We start from the raw sequence: 22,064 nt of genomic DNA on the forward strand, positions 1-22,064 counted from the left end.
GGCTCCGCCGTACTCGTCGTGCGTCTGGTGTTGGCCGACCTGCGCAGGCACAGGGTTCAGGCCGCGATGCTCCTGCTCGCGGTCACGGTGGCCACCGCCACGATGGCGCTTGGCCTGTCCCTGCGCGAGGTGAGCGACGCGCTGTACGAGCAGACCCGGGAGGCCAGCGCGGGACCGGACGTGGTGGCGCTCTCCGGTGAGACGGGCCCCGAGGTGACCTCGGCCCTGACCTCGTTGGCGGAGGCTCCGGAAGTCGTCGCCCACCACGGCCCCTACCGCATCGTCTACGCCGACCTCACCGTGCGCGGCTCCACGTCGTCCCCGGTGGTGGTGCACGGCTTCGCCGAGACCCCCGGGGCACTCGACCGGCCGCTGGTGACCTCGGGGCGGTGGGTACGCCCGGGCGGCACGGTCCTGGAACGCGGCTTCGCCACCGCGCTCGGCGTCGGCGTCGGCGACCGCGTCACCATCGCGGGCCGGCCGTACCCCGTCGTCGGGATCGCCGTGACCTCGGCCACCTCCATCTACCCCTGGGCCGCGCAGATCGGTCCGTACGGCGGCCCCAGCGACTACAGCGGCCTGGCCTGGATGACCCGCTCAGACGCCCGGGCCCTGGCGTCGTCCCACGACCTCCCGGTGACCCTGGCCCTGGACCTCAAGCTTCGCGACCCCGCAGCGACCGAGGCCTTCCGCGACGCCCACGCCTCCAGCGCCATGATCACCTTCCATTCCTGGCAGTTCAAAGCCGAACAGGACACGGTGATCCTCAGGAACAGCCAGCCGATCCTGGTTTTCGGCGGCTGGCTGCTCAGCTTCCTGGCCGTCACCGGGGTGGCGGCGCTGGCCGCGGGACGCGCCGTCGAGCAGACACGCCGGGCGGGGCTGCTCAAGGCCGTCGGCGCCACCCCGGGACTGATCGCGACCGTCCTGCTCACCGAGTATCTGGTGCTGGCGCTGGCCGGCGACGCGCTGGGGCTGGCGATCGCCCGCCTGACGGTGCCCGCCGTCGCCAGTCCCACCGCCAGCAGGATCGGCACCGCCGGGCTGACCGGCGGCACCGTCGCCACGGCGACGGTCCTCGCCGTGGTGGTGGCGGTGCTGTCCACGCTGGGCCCCACACTGCGGGCCATGCGCACGGCGACGGTCACGGCGCTGTCCGCCACCGCGCACCAGCCCCGCCGCCGCCCCTGGATCACCGCGTTGTCGGCGCTGCTGCCCACCCCGCTGCTGCTCGGGGTACGGCTGACCGCCCGCAGGCCTGGCCGTGCCGTGCTGCAGGCGTGCTCGACCGCCACCACGGTGATCGCGATCGTCGCCGTGCTGACCCTCAACGCCCAGCCGGAGAGGGGCTACGGCCTGGACGGTTCCTCCGTCCTGCCCAACCTGCGGGGTGAGCACGACCGCGGGCTGATGCTCCTCGTCACCATCCTGCTGATCACCCTCGCCGTCGTGAACACCATCACGTTCACTTGGACCACCGCCCTGGAGGCCCGGGCGAACATGGCCGTCGCACGCACACTCGGCGCCACCCCGGGGCAGATCTCCATGGGGTTGTCCGCCGCCCAGCTCCTGCCCGGCCTGCCCGGTGCCGTCGTCGGCGTTCCCCTGAGCATCGGCATGCTCTCCCTCTTCACCGCCAGGAACGCGGTGGAGACCCCCTTCCTCTGGATGGCGGGCGCCGCGCTCGCGACCCTCCTGGCGACGGCGGCGCTCACCGCGCTGCCCGCGCGCCTGGCGGCCCGCAGGCCCGTGGCGCCGACCCTCAGCGCCGAGACGGCGTGACCGGACCCCGGGTTCAGCCGGAGACGAAGGCGGTCCGGTGGTCGGCCGCCCAGGTGGCGAACGTGCGGGGCGCGCGGCCCAGCACCCGCTCGACGTCACCGGTGAGCCGGGCGTTGCCGCCCCGCGCCACCGTCCGGGAGCCGTCGACCGCGATGTCCGCGAACCCGGGATCCACTCCGGCGGCGATCAGGCTCTCGCGGTAGACCTCCAGCGGCACCTCGACCGTCTCGACGGTCCGCCCGAGCGTCTCGCCCAGTACCTTCGCCATGTCCGGGACGCTGAGCAGTTCCGGCCCGGTCAGTGTGAGGACGGCCCGTACGTGCTCCTCGGACGTCAGCGCCGTCACCGCCACCTCGGCCACGTCCCGCGGGTCGACGACCCCCTGCCTGCCGTCGCCCATCGTGTTCGGCACCGGCTGCCCCCGCAGGATCTGGGGAGCCCAGCCCAGGGCGTTGGAGGCGAAGCTCGACGGCCGCAGGATCGTCCAGTCCAGCTCACCCGAGCGCAGCGCCCGCTCCCCGGCCAGATGCCAGTCTCCTACCGTGACACCTTCGCGTTCCTCTCCCGTGCCGATGGCCGAGACCTTCACCACCTTCCGCACCCCCTCGGCCCGCGCCGCCGCGACCATCGCCTCGTCGTGCCGGGCGACCCACGGGCCGGGGGCGCTGAGCAGGAACAACGCGTCGGCACCGCGCGCCGCCCCGGCCAGTGACGCCGGATCGTCGAAATCCCCCCGGACGACCTCCACCCCCGGCGACTCCTCGACCTTCGCCGGTTCCCGCGTCATCGCCAGGACGCGTTCTCCCCGGCCCGCCAGCAACCGGACCACCTCACCGCCGACCGTGCCCGTGGCACCCGTGACAAGAATCATGCGCCAACCCTGGCGCCCCGCCCACCAGCCCCTATAGGAGTTTTCGGCACGCCTGCCCGCCCTGCGGCCCGGCTAGCGTGAGGTGGTGAGCATCGAGGTCCCGATGGCCGTGCCGTACGGCCTGCGGTCGCTGGTCAGGGCGGTGAGCGCGCTGCGGGCGGGCGATTCCGTACGGGGAGGGCGGCTTCCGCTCGTGCACGTCCCCGAAACCGACACCTCCCTGGTCTTCCGGACGACCCCGGCGGGGCGCGGAGACCTGCTCGTGGTCGGCCCGCGTACCCGCGCCTCGTACCACGCGGGCAAGGACATCCCGTACGGCCTGCGGTTGCGGCTGCGTCCCGGTGCCGCCCGGCCGTTGCTCGGCGTCCCGGTGAACGAGGTCGTGGACCGGGTGGTCGGCATCGGGGAACTGTGGGGCGCCTCCTCCGACCGGCTGCAGGAGGCGCTGACGGAGGCGGCCGGTGACGACGGCCTCGTGCTCGGGCATCTGGAGGCGGCGCTGTCCGCCAGGGCCCCGGAGGACGGGGCGCGGGGCGCGCTGGTCCGGGCCGCGGCCCGGGCGCTGCGCGGCCGCAGGGGTGGACGGCACGAACCGCTGCCCGTCATCGCCCGTCACCTCGCCGTCAGCGAACGGCACCTGCGCGACCTGTTCGCCGACGCGGTCGGCCTGTCACCCAAACACTTCGAACGCATCGAACGTCTCCGTGCGGTCCTCTCCCTGGCCTGTGCCGACGGTCCCCGCTGGGCCCGCCTGGCCGCGGCCACCGGTTACTACGACCAGTCCCACATGACGGCCGAGTTCCGTACGTTGATGGGCGTCACCCCGGCCGCCTTCTTCGAGGGCCGCCTCCCCGCCCTCCAGTCCTGCTGACCTCTCGACCCCGCCCGCGTTTCCTTATGCACCGCGTATATACCCCCGGTATATAGTCAGGCTCCATGACAGTCCCCCTGGCCCTCCTGGGCCTGCTGGATCGTGAGCCCAGCTACGGATACGACCTGAAACGCGCCTACGACACCTACTTCGGCAGGGGCAAGCCGTTGCCCTTCGGGCAGGTCTACTCGACGCTCGGCCGCCTGGCCAGGGACGGCAAGGTCACGGCCGGTCAGAGCGAGCCGGGCGACGGCCCCGACCGCAAGCGTTACGCGATCACCCCGCTCGGCAGCCAGGAGGTGGCGGTGTGGCTCGCCGAACCGGTGGCGGCCGAGCCGTTCCTGCAGACCGTCCTGTTCACGAAGGTCGTGCTGGCCCTGCTGCTCGGCCAGGACGCGCAGGGCTACCTCGACGCCCAGCGCGCCACGCACATGCGGCGCATGCGCGAACTGTCGGAGATCAAACGCGGTGACGCCCTCGTGGACACCCTGCTGGCCGACCACGCCCTGTTCCACCTTGAGGCCGACCTGCGCTGGATCGACGTGACCACGGCCCGGCTCGGCGCACTGGCGGAAACGGTGCGCAACGCATGACCGCCGCCATCGACGCCGTTCCCGTTCCAGGCCCACTGCTCGAAGCCCGTTCCGTGGACCGTGCCCACGGCCGGACACCGGCGCTGCGCGCGGCGAGCCTGTCCGTGGCGGCGGGGGAGATCCTGGCGATCATGGGGCCGAGCGGTTCTGGAAAATCCACCCTTCTGCACTGCCTGGCGGGCATCCTCACCCCCGACACGGGAGAGATCTGGTTCGACGGGCGGAGACTGGACCTCCTCAACGACGCCAGACGTTCCGAGCTGCGCCGTACGGCGTTCGGCTTCGTCTTCCAGTTCGGCCAGCTCGTGCCGGAGCTCACGGTGGCCGACAACGTCGCGCTGCCGCTGCTGCTCGGCGGAACCCGGCGCAAACAGGCCTACCGGCGGGCGGGGGAGGCGCTGCTGCGGCTGAAACTGGACGACCTGGGGGAGCGGCGCACCGGTGAACTGTCCGGAGGGCAGGCACAACGGGTGGCGATCGCCAGGGCCCTGGTGACGCGGCCCAAGGTGATCTTCGCGGACGAGCCGACCGGCGCGCTCGACTCCCTCTCCGGCGAGCAGGTCATGGAACTGCTCGTCGGCCTGGCCCGCGAGGAGGGCGTGACCGTGATCGTGGTCACCCACGACGCCCGGGTCGCCGCCTGCGCGGACCGGGAGGTCGTGGTGCGCGACGGCAAGGTCACCGACCCCTACGCGAGCGAGGCCGTCCGATGACGTTCCTGCTCGGCCTGCGGCTGTCGCTGCGCGGCGGCGGGCAGGCCGCCGTCAGGCTGGCGCTCGTCACCGTCGCCGTCGCGACGGGGGTGACGGTGCTGCTGGGCACGGTGGCGCTGTTCAACGCCTTCAGGACCACCGCGAACCGCCCGTGCTGGGAGTGCACGACCGGCTCCGCGCCAGGCGGCTGGGCGCTGGGCGCCACCCCGGGCGCCGTACTGTGGAACCACCGCCGGGACGTCTACGCGGGCCGCCCGATCAAACGGCTCGACGTCGCCGTCCTCGATCAGGGAACGGCCACGCCGACCGTGCCCGGCCTCACCGCCCTGCCCGCAGCCGGGCGGTACCACCTCTCACCCGCGCTCGCCGAACTGGTCGACGCCGTCCCGCGCGAGCAGCTCGCCGACCGCTTCCCGGGCGCCCGCGCGGGCCTGATCGGGCCGGCGGCGCTGTCCGGCCCCGACGACCTGGTCGTCGTCGTGGGCCGTACCCCGGCGGAACTGGCCGCCATGGCCGGAACCACGGCCGTCGACACCGTCGCCACCACCCCCGCCGACGACGAGACCACCGCCCTGTACGAGCACGGCTTCGGCATCGCCGCGGTCGGCCTGATCCTCCCGCTGCTCGTCCTCATCGGCACCGCCACCCGCCTGGCCGCGGCCCGTCGTGAGGCGCGTTTCGCGGCGATCAGGCTGGCGGGCGCCACCGCGCGGCAGATCAACGCGATCGCGTCGGCGGACGCGGCGCTCGGCGCGGCGGCGGGTGCGATCGCCGGCGTCCTTCTCTTCCAGGTGGTGCGGCCGGTCCTGGCGGGCGTCACGGTCACCGGTTCCCGTTTCTTCCCCGAAACGGTCGCGCCGACCGGGCCGCAGTACGCCGCCGTGCTCGTCGGTGTGCCGCTCGCCGCCGTCGGCGCCGCCCTGTGGTCGCTGCGCCGGGTGCGGATCACCCCGCTCGGTACGGCGCGCCGGGTGCGGGCCTCCGCCCCGGGATGGTGGCGGACGCTTCCGCTGCCGGCCGGGCTGGGGCTGTTCGCGGGCCCGGTGTTCGCCAAGGGCGGGGACCCGGACACGGTGCTCGTCGACGTGGGCCTGGCGCTGACCATGGTCGGCCTCGTGGTCGCCGGGCCGTGGCTGACGCTGCTGGCCGCGCGACTGACCGCCCGTGTCACCTCGGGAGCGGCGACGCTGCTGGCCGCGCGACGACTGGCGGCCGACCCGAAGGGAGCCTTCCGGTCGGTGAACGGCATCGTGCTGGCCGTCTTCATCGGCACGGCCGTCGCCGGTGTCGTCCCCGCGGTCGTCTCCGGCCAGAAGGCGGCGGGAGGCGGCACGCTGAACGAGGTCATGCGGGCCTCCTTCGGGTACGGCGAGGCCGCCGACGGCCTGCCGCTGCCGCCGGACACGGCGGCCGGGCTGCTGGCCGGGATACGCGCCCAGCCCGGCGTCACCGTGCTGCCGGTCTACCGCGGGACCGACGCGCCGCCCAGACCGGACGGGCCGCCGCCGTGCGACCCGGGGCCCGGTTGCCGGCCCGACTTCCTGCTCGGGCACGTGGTCGGCTGCGACGCCCTGACCGCTTTCCCGGCGCTCGGCCGGTGCGCCCCCGGCGTCCGCGAGGTGAAGGCCGACTTCAACCGGCTGCTGACCGGCGACAACATGCTCGCCGTCGATCGTCACCTGCCGATCGTGGACACCGACAACCCCGACACCTCCGCCGCCTCCGCGGGCCTTCCCCTGGCGGCGGTACTGGTCCGCGTGGAGGACCCGGCCGTCCGTGAACGAGTCCGCACGCTGCTCACCCCGTACGTCGCCGCCTCCGGCAGTACCGAGACGCCGCAGACGTTCGCCGAGGTCGCCCAGGCCCGCGCGGTGCTGCTGGAACAGGCGGAACGCGCCGCGCTGGCCGTCGTCTCGCTGACCCTGCTGGTGGCGGGATGCGGTCTGCTGGTCTCGGTCGCGGGAGGGGTGGTCGAGCGCAGGCAGCCGTTCACCCTGCTGCGGCTGGGCGGCACGCCGACACGGACCCTGTCCAGGGTGGTGCTGCTGGAGACGGCGGCCCCCGTGGTACTGGCCGCCCTGGTGGCCGCCGCCGCGGGCCTCGGTGTGGCCAAGCCGTTGATCGACCGGCTGGCGATCAGGAACGTGTCGGTGGCGCTGCCGGGCCCCGCCTACTTCCTGACCGTCGGCGGCGGTCTGCTGGCCGCCCTGCTGGTGATCCTCGCCGGTCTGCCACTGCTCAAGCGTGTGACCGCACCCGACAACGCCCACTTCGAACAGGACCCCCGATGATCATCACACGTGTCCGGCGGCTGGCCGTACCGCTCCTGGCCGCGCTGACCGGTGCGCTTCTCGTGGCGGTGCCCGCGCCGGTGCGGGCGGAGGAGGGCCGCTACTCCGCCGACATCAGGCGTACCGAGTACGGCATCCCGCATATCCAGGCGAAGGACCACGGCGGTCTCGGCTACGGCTACGGCTACGCCTTCGCGCAGGACAACCTGTGCGTCATGGCCTCGTGGGTGCTCACCCTGCGCGGCGAACGCTCGCGGTACTTCGGCGCGGAGGCGATGTCCGACGACCCGATCGACCCGGTCTCCAACCTGGCCAGCGACGTGTACTACAAGGGGATCCAGGCGTCGGGCACGTTACGCCGGATACTCGCCCGGCCCGCGCCGCACGGCCCCGGAGCCGAGCTGCGCGCCCTCGTGGACGGTTACGTCGCCGGGTTCAACCGGTACCTGGGCGAGACGGGTGTGGACCGGCTGCCCGACCCCACCTGCCGGGGCAAGGAATGGGTCGGGCCCATCACGGCCACAGATGTCTGGACGAACCTGCTCGACCTCGCCCGGCTGGGCGGCGGCTCCTCGTTCAAGGAGGCCATCGCCGCCTCGGGACGGACGTCGGAGCAGGGAGAGGACCGGCCGGTCAGGAGAGGGCCGTCCGCCCCCGGCAGCAACGCCTACGCCATCGGGCGTGAGGCCACCCGCGACGGCGCCGGCATGCTGCTGGGCGACCCCCACTTCCCGTGGAACGGCAGCCGCCGTTTCTACCAGGTCCACCTGACCATCCCGGGTGTGCTCGACGTGTCGGGCGGCAGCCTGTACGGCACGCCCATGGTCCAGATCGGCCACAACGCCACCGTGGCCTGGACGCACACCGTCTCCCACGCCCAGCGGTTCACGCTGTACCGGCTCGAACTGGCTCCGGGCCTGCGCACCTCCTACCTGGTCGACGGGCGGCCGGAGCCGATGGGCAGGCAGGAGGTGTCGGTCACCGTCCGGGACGCCCGGGGCGGGACCCGCGCCGTCACCACCACCCTGTACACCTCCAGGTACGGCCCGGTGCTGGCCACCGGCTGGACCGGGAAGGAGGCGCTCGCCCTGGCCGACGTCAACGCCGCCAACCTGCGCTTCGCCGACGAGTGGCTGGCCATGGGCGCCGCCCGCGACCTCACCGAACTGCGCCGGGCACAGGACACCTACCAGGGCATGCCCTTCGTCTACACGCTCGCCGCCGACTCCAGGGGCGAGACGTACTTCGCCGACGCCTCTGTCGTGCCGCACGTCACCGACGAACAGGCCGAACGCTGTCGCGCCGGGGACGACCCCGAGGCGCTCGTCCTGGACGGCTCCACATCGGCGTGTCTGTGGGGCCGGGACGCGGACGCGATCGAACCGGGCGTCTTCGGCCCCGCCGCCCAGCCCAGGCTGACCCGCGCCGACTACGTGACCAACGCCAACGCCAGCCCCTGGCTGACCAATCCGAAGGCCCCGCTCACCGGCTATCCGCGCGTCTACGGTGACGTCCGTACCGAACGGGACCTGCGCACCCGGGTCGGCCTCGACATGGTCGCCCAGCGGCTTTCCGGCGGCGACGGGCTCGGCGCCCCCGGCTTCACGCTGGAGACCCTGCAGCGGACGGCCGTCGGCAAGCGCAACCTGAGCGCCGAACTGCTCCGCCCGGACCTGCGCGCGCTGTGCCGGGTCAGGCCGGTGATGACCGCGAGCGACGGTGGGAAGGTCGACGTCCGCCGGGCCTGCGCCACGCTGGCGGCCTGGGACGGACGGGCCCGCCTCGACAGCCGTGGTGCCATCCTGTGGCGTGAGTTCCTGCAGAACCTGAACCGCCCGCACAGACGGTCAGAGGCGGCTGACCCACGGAAGAGCTGGTGGAAGGTGCCGTTCGACCCCGCGCACCCGCTCACCACGCCACGCGGACTCGACGTCGCCGACCCGCTGGTGGCGACCGCGCTGGCCGACGCCGTACGGTTCTTCACCGCCAACGACATCCCGCTGACGCTCACGCCGGGTCAGGCCCAGCGCTACGGCGCCGTCCCGGTGCCGGGCTGTACGGAGGGGGAGGGGTGCTTCGACCGGATTCGCACCGGCGGCCCGCTGGGTGAGCAAGGGCGTTACCCGGACGTGAACACCGGCTCCAGCTTCCTGATCGCCGTGGAGCTGACGCCGGCCGGGCCGCGCACCCGTACCGTGCTGACGTACTCGCTGTCGGCCAACCCGGCCTCGCCGCACCACACCGACCAGACCGAGCTGTTCTCCCGCGGCCTGTGGGTGACGGAACGGTTCACCGAGGCCGAGATCAGGGCGTGTCCGGAGCTGACGACGACGTCGTTGCGGTAGGTCCCAGGTCCCTGACGAACACGATCCCGTCGTTGTCCGCCAGATGGGCCGGATCAAGGGGGAAATAACCGAAATATGGGGACACGCGGGGGGTGAGCCGTGTGTCCCCGAGGGCGGAGACCAGGTCACGGGCGCCGACGACGGACCGCTCTTCGGAGAGCCCGTACAGCAGGCCCTCGACGGTCTCCGGAGGAGGGGTGCCCACCCCCCGGTGCCGGAGCGTGCCGAGAGCCGTCGCGAGGAAGGCGTACTCCTCTCCCAGGCGCGCGCTCACGAGGGCGCCCGCGCTCCACCACTCCAGGTTCAGGGCACCCAGCCGCATCGTGCTCCGCTCCCGCTGGAGATGACGGTTGTGGGCGTGGACCAGTACCGGCCCCCGTTCGGCGAGAGCGAAGAGGTTGGCGGCCATCATCGCGTCGCGCAGGCCGATCAGCCTCGTCATCCGGCCCGGCGAGGTGTCGGCCATCCAGGAGTGGTAGAGCAGCAGGCCGGTCGCGGTGCGCCCGTACAGGCGCGCCCGCTCCCACTCCTCCCGCGATGACGTCGCGATCAGGTCCGGCGTCTGCGCGTCGAGCAGCGCGACCAGGTCGTCGGCGAGCAGCCGCAGCCGTACGGCCTCCTCGGACCGTCCGACCGAGTGGGACGGGTCCATCATCGCGGCGGGGTCGGTCCACCGTTCGTCGGCGCCGAGTAACCGGTCGAGTGTCTCCCCGGTGCAGGCGAGCAGGCCGGCGTCCACCCGGGCCGCGAGGTAGGTGTGGAGCGCGGTGAGGGCGGGCCGGGGGCTCGCGGCGCCACTGATCTCCAGCGGGCCGTCGAACCCGGCGAAACGCAGTCGTTCGGCGGCGGGCCTGTCTTCGTTGTGGGCGCGCATCCGGCGCACGAGTTCGCGGTTGGCCGGGGACGCGCCGAAGCCGTGGCTGAATCCGCGTTCCATGACCTCGTCGAGAGTGCCCGCTCCCCCGGTGACGTAGTCGTCGACGACCAGCCCCGCCAGGCAGTCGCTCTCGATCGCGATCGTCCGGTAACCCTCCTGTTCGACGAGCCGCTCGAAGAGGTCGTTGCGCAGATCGAGCAGGACATCCTCGCCGTGGGTCGGCTCCCCGAGGGCGAGCAGCCGTGGCGGGGAGGGGAACAGCCCCATGACGGACTCCACGGGACGCACGACGCCCCTGACATCAGCAACCATGCCTTAAACGGTATCGTTGATCACTCTGTTGAGACTTTCCACGACAATGGCAGGGTCCCTGAAGGGAAACCCTCAAAGCGGGCTCAAGGCCCCTTCCCTGCGCGGGGCGTGGCCCGGCCGGTACCCAACCGGTCGCCTCATCACGGAGTTCAGGACCCCGCAGCCCCTCTGGTGGGAAAAGCTGAAGGCCGTCAGCGCGTCCACGCTGCTGGTCGGCGGCGGGCCGAGCAGCCACGTCTCGCCGGACACGCTGGCCAGGGTGTGCGAGATCATCGGAGACTGCCGCCTGGTGACCGTCGAGGACGCCGGGCACCGCGTGCACAGCCTCAAACCGGAGGAGTTCTGGTCGGTCACGGCTCCCTTCCTCCTGACGGACAACCCGGGGGACGGCCAGGCGGACGGCCTGGAGGAAGGCGGCGTGACAGACGGCTGACAGCGCACTGAGTGCGGTCTGTGCGCGGAGGGGCCGAGGGTGGGGACGTCCATCCTCGAAAGGAACAGTCCGATGCCTCGTAATCTCCTCCCGCACGACCGTGCCGTACGGCGCCGCCGCCCGCGCGTGGCCGCCGCGCTCGCGCTGGCGGCGAGCCTGGTCGCGAACTCCGTGGCCCTGGCGTCCCCGGCCGCCGCGACCCAGAGCAGCGCCTCCCAGACCGGTGACGAGGCGCGAAGCGCCCAGCTGAGGCGGCTGGCACGCGAACTGGTCGCCGCCGGAGCGCCCGGCGTGATCGCACGGATCGACGACGGCGACGGCCGACCGGTCGAGATCGCCGAACAGGCCTCCTGGACGAGGAGGGACCACCTGCTCAAGGCGGGGGACGAGGTCCGGATGGGGTCCAACACCAAGACCATGATGGCCACACTCGTGCTGCAGCTGGTCGCCGAGGGCAGGGTCGCCCTGTCCGACCCGGTGGAGAAGTGGCTGCCGGGCAGGGTGCCCAACGGCAGGACGATCACGCTGCGCATGCTGCTGAACCACACCGCCGGCCTGTTCGACTACACCGAGGACCCCGCGCTCCGGCCGTCGATCCTCGGCAGGGACCGGCGGCGATGGACCCCGGAGAAGCTGCTCGCCGTGGGCGTGAAGCACGACCCGCTGTTCGCGCCCGGCACGAAATGGTCATACAGCAACACCAACTACGCCGCGATCGGCGCCGTTCTCGAACGGGTCACCGGGACGAGCCTGGCGAACCTTGTCCGGGACCGGATCGCCCGGCCGCTCGGCCTCAGGCACACCTACTACGCCACGGACTCCACCTGGCGCGGGCCGTACGCCCGCGGCTACGAACCGGACGCCGCCCACATGCCGCCGACGGTGCCCGCCGGGCTCAGGAACTTCGCCGGGACCCGTCACGACGGGCACGTGGACGTCTCGGGCAACGACCCCGGGTGGGGAGGACCGGCCGGGGCGATGGTCTCGACCGCACAGGACTGGGCCCGCTTCTCCACCGCGCTGATGTCCGGCAAGCTGCTGCCCGCCGCCCAGCTCGCGCAGCTGCGCGCCACCGTGCCGGTCGACCCCCGGGAACCGGACGGTGCCGGCTACGGGCTCGGCGTCCAGACCAGCGCCACCCCGTGCGGCACGTTCTGGGGCCACGACGGCGGCATCCCCGGCTACCTCACCACCAACGTCACCGACCGCGCCGGTGGCCGTACGGCGACCCTCATCGTCCTGGCGGAGTCCTGGGCCGAGTACGGGAGCGACCCGAAGCTCGCCAAGGCGGCCCAGGCGTTCCAGCTCGCGGCGATCTGCGCCATGTTCGGCAAAGCCGCCCCGGCTCACACCGGCTGACCCGCACGGCCGACCCCGGCGGAGGTGACGACCGAGGACACCAGCCGCTCGGCCTCGGCGCGTGACGTCGCCGCGCCCACGGCGTAGGCGGCCGTGAACCCGGCGGCTCCCAGGACGGCGGTGACCCGCCGCTCGACCGTCCGCGCGTCCGCGTCACCGGGATCGTCCCGCCCCCGCAGTACGGCGGCGGCCCCGAGCAGCCGTCCGGCCCGCTCCGCCCGGTTCCGGCACAGCTCGATCGCGGCGGTCGCGACCGCGATCGAGGCCGCGACCGGCGTGTGCCAGGCCAGCGTCAGGCGCACCGCCGGGTGGTCGAGCCGGCGCGCCGCCTCGTCGGGCGCCCCCTCCGCGACGTCCACCTGGGCGAGCACGGCCAGCAGCAACGCGGTCAGGTGCGGGGTCGCCCGGCCGGGCGGAGCCTCGGTCAGACCGGCCTCGGCGTGTTCGCGGGCGGCCCCCGGCCGTCCGGCCTGCCACTCCAGCCGTGCCAGGCCGAGACACACCTGGGCCTGTGACTCCGCGGACCCGGCCCGGCCCGCCTGGGCGAGCAGGTCCGTCAGCAGCCGTCGCCCGCCGTCCGCGTCACCGGTCTGGGCGAGACGCAGCGCGGTGGCGACCTCACTCTCCATCGTGTGCTCGGGCATGCCGAGCTCCCGGAAGTGCCGGGTGGCCCGCTCGGCCAGCACGGGCGAGGCCGGTTCGCCGGCCCGCTGCGCCGCCGAGTTCAGGGTGCTCATCGTGGTCGCCAGCCCCCACCGCTCGCCGAGCTCCTCGAAACCGGTCAGCGCGTGCGACAACAGATGTCTCGCCTCCACGGCCCGCCCGGTGTTCATGGCCAGCACGCCCCGGACCAGCAGGGTCAGCGACCGGCTCCACGGATCGGTCTCCTCGTCGGGGGAGCCGGGGATGTCCGGTGCGCCCGCGCCTATGGCGAGCACCAGCCGGGCCATCCTCAGGACGGGGTGGGTGCCGGAGGCCTCTTCGAGCGCCTTCCCGATCCGGTCGAAGGCCTCCTTCGCCTCCTCCGGCTCGCCGACGGCCTCGACGGTGGCCAGTGCGTGCGCGACGACCACCAGCGCGCGGGCCTGCGGCTCCGCCGGACCACGAACCTGGAGCACCCGGTCGAGCAGGTCGAGTGACTCCGGTGGATGGTCCCGAAGGAACCAGAACCAGCACAGCGCGACACCGAACCGGACCGCCAGACCGGCGTCGCCCGACTCGGCCGCCCAGCGGATCGCGGCCGACAGGTTGTCCCGCTCCGCGGACAGCCGTACCAGCCAGCGAAGCTGCTCTGAGGTGCGCAGATGTAGGTCGGCGGACTCGGCCGTCCGCAGGAGGAAGGCGACGTGCCGCCCCCGTACGGCCTCCACCTCGCCCCGCTCCGCCAGACGCGCCAGGCCGTACTCCCTGATGGTCTCCAGCACGCGGTAGCGCGGCTCGACCGGGTCGGCGGACTCCACCGGGTGCAGCAGGGACTTGTCGACCAGCGCCGCCAGCGACTCCCGCACCTCACCCAGCCCGCCGACGGCCTCCGCCGCGTCCTCGGCGAAGGTGCCGGGCACGACCGACAACCGTTCCAGCAGCGTCCGCTCGTCGGAGCCGAGCAGGTCCCAGCTCCAGGCCACCGCCGCGCCAAGCGTCCTGTGCCGTGGCAACGCCGTACGGCTGCCGCCGGTGAGCAGCCGGAAGCGGTCGTCCAGCCGCGCCGCGACCGCCTCGACCGGCAGGGCGCGCAACCGCGCCGCGGCCAGTTCGATCGCCAGCGGAAGGCCGTCCAGACGGCGGCAGATCTCGGTCACCGCGGTCAGCGCGCCACCCTCGGGGGCGAAGTCCGGCCGGACCGCGGCGGCCCGGTCGTGGAACAGGCGGACCGCCGCGCAGGCACGGGCCCGCTCGGGGCTCGCCCCAGGTTCGGGGAGTTCCAGCGGGAGCACCGGATGCAGGGTCTCACCGTCGATCCGCAGGGGTTGCCTGCCGGTGGCCAGCACCCGCAGGCCCGGACAGCGGGCGAGCAGGGTCCCGGCGAGCGTCGCGACGGCCTCGATCACGTGCTCGCAGTTGTCCAGCACCAGCACCAGGTCGTCGTCCGCGAGCGTCTCGGCCAGGTGGTCCGGGACGTCCTCCCGGGTGACGGGCCGGGACGGCACACCCTCCCGGCGGCTCCGCAGCAGGTCGAGCACCACGCGGGGCACGTCGTCCGCGGCGACCGGGGCCAGCGGGACGAACCACACCCCGCCGGGCGGCGAGAGCCGTCGGCCGACGGCGTTGGCCAGCCGGGTCTTCCCCGCTCCGCCGGGGCCGACCAGGGTGACCAGCCGGACGCGGCCGAGCAACCCGACCACCCGGCGGACGTCCTCGTCGCGGCCGACGAAGCTGGTGAGCGGGACGTCCAGGTTTCCGTGCGACCGGCGGGGGCCGGGAGACGTGCCGCGCAGCACCGCCAGGTGGGCCTGCTGAAGGTGCGGTCCCGGATCACCGCCGAAACCGTCCGCGAGCAGGTCACGGATCCGCTGGTAGGCGGCAAGGGCCTCGGCGCCCCGGCCGCTCAGCGCCAGGGCCCGGATCAGCTGGGCCTGCAGCCGTTCCCGCAGCGGGTGCGCGGCGGTCAGCGACTCAAGCTCGGCGACAAGGCCGGGCTCCACGCCCAGCGCGAGGTCGGCCTCGATCCGGTCCTCCAGGGCGGACAGCCTGGCCCGTTCGAACCGCTCCGCCTCGGCGTCGGCGAACGGCGCCTCACGCACGTCCGCCAGAGCGGGACCGCGCCACAGTTCCAGGGCCTCGCGCAGGGTCGCGGCGGCCTCGGCGGGCCGGGACCGCGCGTACGAGTCGCGCCCCTCGCGGGCCAGCCGTTCGAACCGGACGGCGTCGACCGCCTCCGGCTCGACGGCCAGCCGATATCCGGCGGGCCCCAGGGTGAGCAGCCCGGGGTCGCCCAGGACACGGCGCAGCCGGGAGACCAGCGACTGCAGCGCACGCTGGGGGTCCTCCGGCGCCTCCGCACCCCACGGTTCGCCCCACAGCGCCTCGACCAGGGTCGCGGGCCGTACGGCACGCCCGGCGTCCAGCGCCAGCCGGGCCAGCAACGCCCGAAGCCGCGCGCCTCCCACCTGTGCGGGACCGGAGGGGGTGTCCAGCACCAGTGGGCCGAGGACACCGACGCGCACCCGTTCACTCGCCATGACCAGCAGTCTGCCAAACCGGCACATCACGACCGGCCCCTGAGGCGTACGCCGATGACGGTAAACCGGACCGTGCCTCGGCGATGCCCGCACAGGTCGTTGTCGTACGGCTCCGCGTCGGGTCCCTCGGCGAAGACGCCGGTCGGCCTCCCGCTCCTCCGCCAGGCTCCGGCGAACAACCGCCCGCCGTCGGGTGCCCGACGGGAACGGTCCCCTTCGAGGACTCCCGGGGCCGGTGACCGTTTGCGAACGCCGCCCGTTTGTTTACCGGTCACCACAATTAACACGAGGAAATGAAGGGCATAAGGAAAACCGCACCGGCGGAGCCGGTAAGCAATTGACACGGAGCCGGACGCCCGGATTGTCCCGGGACGGGCTCCGGTCGTCGTAACGAGAAAGGATGATATTCATGGAAGAAACAGCGGAAAAGCCGCGGAAGAAACTCTCGCTGGACCGGGAGACGGTGCGCAACCTCAATGACCCCATCCTGAGCACGCAGGGATGGAGTCTGTGGACGTGCGACGACGCCGGCTCCGAGCATGAGATTCAGGGCGAGCGGGTCAAGTAGACGAAAACGGTGGGTCGGCGTTGAATCTGAAACCGGTTCCACGTGTCTCACGTGGTGACTTCCGGCCGGCACGCCTCGCCGGCCTTCCTCAGGTGGTCGTGGACAATGTCTCCGGATGGCGGGCCGTCAAGAGCTGGAACAGCGCCTACCTCAAGTCCGTGGCAGGCCACCGCGAGGTCGCCGTGCGAGAGACGAACGGCCCACCCAGCAATATTTTCCAGAATCTGGCCCGCGGCGGGCGTACGTCTTTCGGTGATTATCTGGACTGGGTGGTGGAAACCGCGCACGACCTACGGCCTGTCACCGAAAGACACGCCGACGTCCGCGCCATCACCAAGGCGGTCGCCGCCAGCGGCTTCGAGGACTCCTATTACCTCGACGCGAAGCTGAGCCAGTTGTCAGAGAGGCTCGCCGCCGACGCGCCGGCCCCGGACTGGTTCCGCGCCTCCCCGGTGGACACCAATCTGTGGTGCGGCGTCCTGGGCACCTCCTCCGGACTGCACTGCGATGTGACTCCCAACTGCAACGTCCAGGTGATCGGCCGCAAGCATTTCGTTCTGTTCCCGCCCTCGCAGTCCCGGCTGGTGTACCGCATTCCCCGGATCACCCACTGCCGCTTCGACCCCAACGTTCCGGACTTCGACAGGTTCCCGCTCGCACGGCGGGCGTCTGGCTGGCAGTGCACTCTGCGGCCGGGGGAGTCGCTCTACATCCCGGTCGGCTGGTATCACCAGGTGACGGTGGTGACGCCGTGGGCGCTGAACGTCAACTTCTTCTGGCCGCGTCCGTTTCCGCAGGGCGTCATGACGCCGTCGCTGTGGCGGTTCCTGCTCCGGCGGGGGGCGGCCCGGGTGAGGCGGCTGCTGCGGGGATGACGGGTGCAGAGGAGGAGCCGGCCTGGCGGCCTGCGGAGTTCTTCGTGCTCCGCACACCGTACCTTCCGCTGGACGCGTTGTTCGCGCTGGGCGGTGACGGCCTGGTGGAGACGGATTTCTCGCATGAGCGTGCGACGGCGGAGCACGCGCGTGCCCTCGACCGGCTGCGGGCGCTGTGCCTGCGGCCCGATGTGCGCGAGGCCCTGTGGGTGGCCTCACCGTCGCTGGAGGGGCGGCTGGACGGCTGGGCGCGTGACCCGCGGGGCGGGTTCAGGATCGGCCATGGTCTTCTTCGGTATGTCGCGCGCATGGCGGGGCGCCCGACGCCGTTCGGGCTTTTCGCCGGGTGCTCGCTCGGGACGGTCGGTGAGGAGACCCGGCTGCGCCTCGCGAGCCGGGAGGCCTACCGCCGCCACACGAGTTTGGACGCCCGATATCTCGCTGCCCTGGCGGAGTCCCTGCAGCGGGATCCGGCCCTGCGGCCGCGGCTCAGGTATCTGCCGAACTCCAGCGTCTACCGGGCGGCCGGGCGTCTGAGGTACACCGAGACGCGCCCTGCCGGCGCCGGGACGTCGTACCATCTGGTGGCCGTCGAACCGACGGCCCACCTGGAGGCCGTGCTTGAGCGGGCCGCGGGCGGGGCCCTGCCCGGAGAGCTGGCCTGCGCCGTCGGCGCCGTCGACCCCGAGGTCGGCCGGGACGAGGCGCTCGACTTCGTGGACCGGCTGATCGACGCGCAGCTCCTGGTCTGCGAACTCGGTCCCACGGTGAGCGGGCCCGAGCCGGTCGACGACCTCCTTGACCGGCTGGACCGGGCGGGCGGAGAGCGCGCCCGGCCGGTCGTCTCGGCCCTGCGCCGGGCCCGGACCATGCTCGCGGGTTTGGACGAGTCGCCGCCGGGGGCCGATCCGGAGCATTACCGCGAAGTCGCCGCGGCGCTTCCGGCCCTGGCCGAGGTCCCGGTCTCCTTCCACGTCGATCTCACGAAGCCCGCCGGGACGACACTGGGACGAGACGTGCTCGCGGAGATCGAACGCGGGGTGCGTCTGTTGCGCCGCGTCGGCGCGGGGCGGCGCGGCGACCCTCTGGCCCGCTTCCGTGAGGCGTTCCTCAACCGGTACGACCGGCGCGAGGTGCCGCTGTGCGAGGCCTTGGACGACGAGATCGGTGTCGGATTCCCCGCTGACGGCCCGTTCGGGGCGGCACCGGCTCCGCTGCTGGACGATCTGGCGTTCCCGGCTCCTCCACGGGCCGAGGACACTCGGCTCAGCAGGCGGGACGCGCTTGTCACGCGCTGGCTGGCCGAAGCCGCGTGCGCGGGCGTGGCGGAGCTGTCGCTGGGCGAGGCCGAGGTGCGGGCCCTTGAGGAGGCGGGCGAGGCAGCCTCGCCGCCGGACTCCTTCGGGGTCGTCGCCACGATCATCGCGGCCGACGAGGACGAGGTGGCCGCGGGACGCTACCGCATCATGTTGTCCGCGGTGGGCGGTCTGTCCGGAACCACGCTGATGGGCCGGTTCTGCCGGCGTGACGACCGGTTGCTCCGCCATCTGCAGCGGCACCTACGGGCCGAAGAGGCGCTGCGACCGGAGGCGGTCTACGCGGAGATCGTGCATCCCGTGCCGGGCAAGGTGGGCAACGTCCTGGTCCGGCCGCGCCTTCGCGAGTACGAGATCGTCTACCTCGGCCGACCGGCCGCGCCGGAGCGGCGAATGCCCCTCGACGACCTCACGGTCTCCGTCACCGGCGAGCGGGTGGTGCTTCGCTCGCGTTCGCTCGGCCGCGAGGTTCTGCCCCGGCTCACGGTCGCGCACCGCTTCGACGGAGCCGGCAGCCCGGCCTTGTATCGCTTCCTGTGCCACCTGCAGCGCCAGGGGAAGGCGGGCGGGCTGTCCTTCTCGTTCGGAGGCCTGGACGACGCGCCCTATCTGCCGAGGGTCACCGCCGGCCGGCTGGTGCTGTCCCGGGCCCGCTGGCGTCTGTCGGACGCGCAACTGGCGTCCCTGGAGGGCCCGACGGCCGCCGCCCGCTTCGCCGCGGTTCAGGATCTGCGACGCCTGCTTCGCCTGCCGCGATGGGTCGCGGTCGTGGACGCGGATCGGAGACTGCCCATCGACCTGGACAACCCCCTCTTCGCCGACATGGCCGTCCACCTGTTCCGCGAGCACCGGCCGGTGCGGCTTGAGGAAGTGTTCTTCGGGCCGGACGAGGTGCCCGCGACGGGACCGGAGGGTCGTTTCGCGCACGAGATCATCGTGCCGTTCCTGCGCACGAGCGCTCCCGAGCCCACTGCCGGTACCCCGGCGCGCCAGGAGAGGCCGCTCACCCGAAGTTTCCCGCCCGGATCGCCCTGGCTCTACGCCAAGCTGTACAGCGGCCCGGTCGGTGCCGACACCATACTCCAGCAGGTCGTGCGGCCCCTGGTGCGCGCGGCGGTGTCCGACGCCTCAGTCGACCGCTGGTTCTTCGTCCGGTACGCCGATCCCGACCCGCATCTGCGGCTGCGGCTGCACGGCGATCCCGGCCGCCTGATGAACGAGGTGCTGCCCGCGCTGCTCGCCGCCTGCGCGCCGTTCCACGCCGAGGGCACACTCTGGCGGATCCAACTGGACACCTACGAACGCGAGGTCGAACGCTACGGCGGAGCCGACGGGATCGTTCTGGCCGAACGGCTGTTCCACGCCGACAGCGACGCCGCGCTCAAGGTGATCGGGGAGACTCCCCGCGACATGGACGCACGCTGGCGGCTGGCGCTGGTCGGTCTCGACCGGCTGCTCGACGATCTGGGCCTGGACCTGGCCGGGCGGCTCTCCGTCAGTACGGCGGCACGTGATCGTTTCCGCCGCGAATTCGGTGCCGACACCGCCTTCGCCCACCGGCTCGGCGCCCGCTACCGGCGGGAGCGGACGCGACTGGAGTCGCTCCTGGCCGCACCGGATCATCTGTACCGGGCACGCTCCGAGGCGTTGCGTCCCATCGCCGGCGACCTGGCGGCGTGCGCGGGGGCCGGCCGGCTCACCCGTCATGCGACCGCCCTCGTCGGCAGCTTCCTGCACATGCACGCGAACCGGATGCTGCCCGCCGCCGCGCGCGCCCAGGAACTTGTCCTCTACGACTTCCTCAGCCGCTGGTACCGCTCGCGCGTGGCCCGGACTCTCATCGAGGCCGCGACAGAAGCACCGCGTCGTGCCACCGGCCGGTCTCATCGAATCCAGCGGTGACGAACATGTCGGCGTACCGCGGGTTGAGGTACATGACGTAGAAGTCCCGGGGAGCCTCGGCGAGCGATTCGAGAATGCGCTCCACGACCGCGCGCATGGTCTCGGCACCGAACGGATGGAAGAAGTAGGCGACGGTCACGGACGTCGGGACGGCGAAGGACCCGGCGTCCGCGCACGTGACGCTCAACGCGCAGGGACGGCGGCGGCCGAACCTGGCGATGTTCGCGTTCGCGATCGCGCACAGCTCCGGCGACGATTCCACCCCGATCGCCGCGGCGAAACCGTGTCTCGCGGCGAGCATGAGCACCCGTCCTTTTCCCGCCCCGAAATCCACGAACACCCGCCCGTCGGTGGTCAACGGGGCGTTTCGCAGCATCTCCGCGAAGAGCAGCGGATTGGTGCCCTCGTGCGCGGTCGCGCAGCCGGGCGGCTCCAGAGAGGTGTCGGTCCCGTGCCGGACGTCGAACAGAAGCTCATGCGAGACCAGCCGCATCGTCCGGACGACACCGTATCTCCGTCGCGCGGCGGGAAACGAACGTGTGATGAGCCGGAACTGCCCGGCGAGCCGACCCAGCATCGCGCGCCCAGCCCTCCCGCCGCGACCGTGAACGTCACCTCATCCTGTCAGGGGCGTCGAGCCGAGTCCCGGGGAAACGCCGAGACGCCGCCCACGGCCCGGCGGCCCGTTCCTGCCCTGCGCACGTGTGGCGGGAGGCAGCCGCGAGTCGGTCGGCCTGCGGTCCGATTCCCTGTAGTAAGGTCCGACCTTGTCGGACACTCTCGGTCATGGGATGACTACTTGCTGTATTGGGCGCTGTGTTCCGCGCGTATGGACAGCCCCGGCGCCCATCGACGGTCACCGCTGCCTGGCCGCCTTCAGGAAGGACGTTCCCTGTGAACCTCAGCAACCCCGTCGGTGCCCACCGGCCGCGTGTCCGGCGCACCGCGGTCACCGCGTGCCTTATGTCGGCCGTCCTGACCGCCACGGTCTTCGCCCCCGCCTCGTCCGCGTTTCCGGTCACCGGACCGGCAGCGGCCTCGGCAGTACTTTCCGCGCAGGTCGAACCACAGCAAGAGGTGCCTGAACTCGATGCCCCGGGCGCCGCCGAACCCGTGACGTATCCGCCGGACCATCGCACCCGCCCCACATCGGGCACCTTCGTCTTCACCGCCCCTCCGCACACCCGCATCACGCGCCTGGAGATGAACTGCCGCCCCCGGCCCTGCGCGGAGGCGATCGCCACCGATGGCTCCACCGCCACCGCCCGCACGGGCCCCGGGCGCTGGCGCTGGAACGTGCCGGTACGGGTCTGGCTTCAGGCCGCCGCCAACGCCCCCATGCAGCGGGCCCGTTACAGCGGAAACCTGAGCGTCGACGGTGAGCGGCAACCACTCGACGTGGTCATCACCGAGGGGAGGCAGGGTCTGTTCGGCATCGTCCGTGAGGACGCCCCCAACAACAGCGGTGCGCTGGTGTCCGACGTGGTGCCGGGCAGCCCTGCCGACAAGGCCGGGATCCGGCCCGGTGACGTCATCGTCTCCTTCAACGGCAGGGTCATCACCAATGCCAGGGAGCAGAGTGCCGCCCGTGTCGGAGTGTTGCGCGCGGGAGCCGTCGTCCCCGTCACCTACCGCAGGCCCGACGGCGGCGTCAGAACCGCCGAAGTCACCCTGGTCGACACCCTTTGAAATTCTTCGAGGTGGATGCCCGGTTCCCCGAGGCCGCCAAGATGGAAAGCCCGTGGGCGGAGGCGAACAAGCTTCTGAGGGTGCGGAA

The 22,064-nt window shown here is 72.5% G+C and carries 16 protein-coding genes; 12 read left to right on the forward strand and 4 right to left on the reverse strand.

Annotated elements, in window-relative coordinates:
- Positions 1-18 precede the first annotated feature (18 nt).
- On the forward strand, positions 19-1,782 hold the full coding sequence (locus tag ABT340_RS25980; protein ID WP_352013438.1) for an ABC transporter permease: 1,764 nt from the start codon (positions 19-21) through the stop codon (positions 1,780-1,782).
- Positions 1,783-1,795: 13 nt separating this feature from the next.
- On the opposite strand, the gene ABT340_RS25985 is transcribed toward ABT340_RS25980, so the two are convergent.
- The gene (locus ABT340_RS25985) at positions 1,796-2,653 is read right to left on the reverse strand and encodes an SDR family oxidoreductase (RefSeq protein ID WP_352013439.1); all 858 of its coding nucleotides are present in this window, start codon (positions 2,651-2,653) and stop codon (positions 1,796-1,798) included.
- A gap of 85 nt (positions 2,654-2,738) precedes the next feature.
- Between ABT340_RS25985 and ABT340_RS25990 the strand changes: the two genes are divergently transcribed.
- The 5 genes from ABT340_RS25990 to ABT340_RS26010 all read left to right on the forward strand — a co-directional run bounded on the left by ABT340_RS25990 (position 2,739) and on the right by ABT340_RS26010 (position 9,466).
- On the forward strand, positions 2,739-3,524 hold the full coding sequence (locus ABT340_RS25990; protein WP_352013440.1) for a helix-turn-helix domain-containing protein: 786 nt from the start codon (positions 2,739-2,741) through the stop codon (positions 3,522-3,524).
- Between the two features lie 65 nt (positions 3,525-3,589).
- Entirely contained in the window at positions 3,590-4,117 is a 528-nt protein-coding gene (locus tag ABT340_RS25995; RefSeq protein ID WP_352013441.1) for a PadR family transcriptional regulator, read from the forward strand.
- The gene (locus ABT340_RS26000) at positions 4,114-4,830 is read left to right on the forward strand and encodes an ABC transporter ATP-binding protein (protein ID WP_352013442.1); all 717 of its coding nucleotides are present in this window, start codon (positions 4,114-4,116) and stop codon (positions 4,828-4,830) included. Before ABT340_RS25995 ends, ABT340_RS26000 begins: the two co-directional genes overlap by 4 nt.
- Positions 4,827-7,121 (forward strand): FtsX-like permease family protein, encoded by a 2,295-nt coding sequence (locus tag ABT340_RS26005; protein WP_352013443.1) that lies wholly within the window; start codon positions 4,827-4,829, stop codon positions 7,119-7,121. The genes ABT340_RS26000 and ABT340_RS26005 overlap by 4 nt, the downstream gene beginning before the upstream one ends.
- Positions 7,118-9,466: a penicillin acylase family protein gene (locus ABT340_RS26010; RefSeq protein WP_352013444.1), complete on the forward strand. Its 2,349-nt coding sequence runs from the start codon at positions 7,118-7,120 to the stop codon at positions 9,464-9,466. Before ABT340_RS26005 ends, ABT340_RS26010 begins: the two co-directional genes overlap by 4 nt.
- Here ABT340_RS26010 and ABT340_RS26015 read toward each other — a convergent pair.
- Positions 9,426-10,655: an erythromycin esterase family protein gene (locus ABT340_RS26015; RefSeq protein WP_352013445.1), complete on the reverse strand. Its 1,230-nt coding sequence runs from the start codon at positions 10,653-10,655 to the stop codon at positions 9,426-9,428. The genes ABT340_RS26010 and ABT340_RS26015 overlap by 41 nt on opposite strands.
- Before the next feature lie 46 nt (positions 10,656-10,701).
- On the opposite strand from ABT340_RS26015, the gene ABT340_RS26020 reads away from it, so the two are divergent.
- Complete coding sequence (locus ABT340_RS26020; RefSeq protein ID WP_352013446.1) at positions 10,702-11,088, forward strand: alpha/beta fold hydrolase; 387 nt, start codon at positions 10,702-10,704, stop codon at positions 11,086-11,088.
- A 72-nt stretch (positions 11,089-11,160) separates the two neighbouring features.
- Positions 11,161-12,447, forward strand: coding sequence for a serine hydrolase domain-containing protein (locus tag ABT340_RS26025; protein WP_352013447.1), 1,287 nt, complete (start codon positions 11,161-11,163; stop codon positions 12,445-12,447).
- Here the strand turns inward: ABT340_RS26025 and ABT340_RS26030 are convergent.
- The gene (locus ABT340_RS26030) at positions 12,435-15,626 is read right to left on the reverse strand and encodes an ATP-binding protein (protein WP_352013448.1); all 3,192 of its coding nucleotides are present in this window, start codon (positions 15,624-15,626) and stop codon (positions 12,435-12,437) included. The two genes, ABT340_RS26025 and ABT340_RS26030, sit on opposite strands and share 13 nt — an antisense overlap.
- A 409-nt stretch (positions 15,627-16,035) precedes the next feature.
- On the opposite strand from ABT340_RS26030, the gene ABT340_RS26035 reads away from it, so the two are divergent.
- The 3 genes from ABT340_RS26035 (at position 16,036) to ABT340_RS26045 (ending at position 20,287) form a co-directional block, all read left to right on the forward strand.
- Positions 16,036-16,194 carry a hypothetical protein gene (locus ABT340_RS26035; protein ID WP_352013449.1) on the forward strand — a complete coding sequence of 53 codons (159 nt, stop codon included), beginning with the start codon at positions 16,036-16,038 and terminating at the stop codon, positions 16,192-16,194.
- Between the two features lie 98 nt (positions 16,195-16,292).
- Positions 16,293-17,069, forward strand: a complete 777-nt coding sequence (locus ABT340_RS26040) for a cupin-like domain-containing protein (protein WP_502992530.1) — start codon at positions 16,293-16,295, stop codon at positions 17,067-17,069.
- The gene (locus tag ABT340_RS26045) at positions 17,066-20,287 is read left to right on the forward strand and encodes a lantibiotic dehydratase (RefSeq protein ID WP_352013450.1); all 3,222 of its coding nucleotides are present in this window, start codon (positions 17,066-17,068) and stop codon (positions 20,285-20,287) included. The genes ABT340_RS26040 and ABT340_RS26045 overlap by 4 nt, the downstream gene beginning before the upstream one ends.
- Here the strand turns inward: ABT340_RS26045 and ABT340_RS26050 are convergent.
- A complete protein-coding gene (locus ABT340_RS26050) occupies positions 20,223-20,780 on the reverse strand; it encodes a class I SAM-dependent methyltransferase (protein WP_352013451.1) in 558 nt (185 codons plus the stop codon). The genes ABT340_RS26045 and ABT340_RS26050 overlap by 65 nt on opposite strands.
- A gap of 584 nt (positions 20,781-21,364) precedes the next feature.
- Between ABT340_RS26050 and ABT340_RS26055 the strand changes: the two genes are divergently transcribed.
- Positions 21,365-21,976 (forward strand): PDZ domain-containing protein, encoded by a 612-nt coding sequence (locus tag ABT340_RS26055; protein ID WP_352013452.1) that lies wholly within the window; start codon positions 21,365-21,367, stop codon positions 21,974-21,976.
- Positions 21,977-22,064: the final 88 nt, after the last annotated feature.

The organism is Streptosporangium sp. NPDC000239, assembly GCF_040300765.1.
Taxonomy (GTDB): Bacteria; Actinomycetota; Actinomycetes; order Streptosporangiales; family Streptosporangiaceae; genus Streptosporangium.

Bases quoted from the DNA above. Each gene is read 5' to 3' on its own strand.
- ABT340_RS25985 (WP_352013439.1), bottom strand. From the start codon at position 2,653: ATGATTCTTGTCACGGGTGCCACGGGCACGGTCGGCGGTGAGGTGGTC.
- ABT340_RS25995 (WP_352013441.1), top strand. From the start codon at position 3,590: ATGACAGTCCCCCTGGCCCTCCTGGGCCTGCTGGATCGTGAGCCCAGC.
- ABT340_RS26000 (WP_352013442.1), top strand. From the start codon at position 4,114: ATGACCGCCGCCATCGACGCCGTTCCCGTTCCAGGCCCACTGCTCGAA.
- ABT340_RS26005 (WP_352013443.1), top strand. From the start codon at position 4,827: ATGACGTTCCTGCTCGGCCTGCGGCTGTCGCTGCGCGGCGGCGGGCAG.
- ABT340_RS26010 (WP_352013444.1), top strand. From the start codon at position 7,118: ATGATCATCACACGTGTCCGGCGGCTGGCCGTACCGCTCCTGGCCGCG.
- ABT340_RS26015 (WP_352013445.1), bottom strand. From the start codon at position 10,655: ATGGTTGCTGATGTCAGGGGCGTCGTGCGTCCCGTGGAGTCCGTCATG.
- ABT340_RS26020 (WP_352013446.1), top strand. From the start codon at position 10,702: ATGGCAGGGTCCCTGAAGGGAAACCCTCAAAGCGGGCTCAAGGCCCCT.
- ABT340_RS26025 (WP_352013447.1), top strand. From the start codon at position 11,161: ATGCCTCGTAATCTCCTCCCGCACGACCGTGCCGTACGGCGCCGCCGC.
- ABT340_RS26030 (WP_352013448.1), bottom strand. From the start codon at position 15,626: ATGGCGAGTGAACGGGTGCGCGTCGGTGTCCTCGGCCCACTGGTGCTG.
- ABT340_RS26035 (WP_352013449.1), top strand. From the start codon at position 16,036: ATGGAAGAAACAGCGGAAAAGCCGCGGAAGAAACTCTCGCTGGACCGG.
- ABT340_RS26045 (WP_352013450.1), top strand. From the start codon at position 17,066: ATGACGGGTGCAGAGGAGGAGCCGGCCTGGCGGCCTGCGGAGTTCTTC.
- ABT340_RS26050 (WP_352013451.1), bottom strand. From the start codon at position 20,780: ATGCGGCTGGTCTCGCATGAGCTTCTGTTCGACGTCCGGCACGGGACC.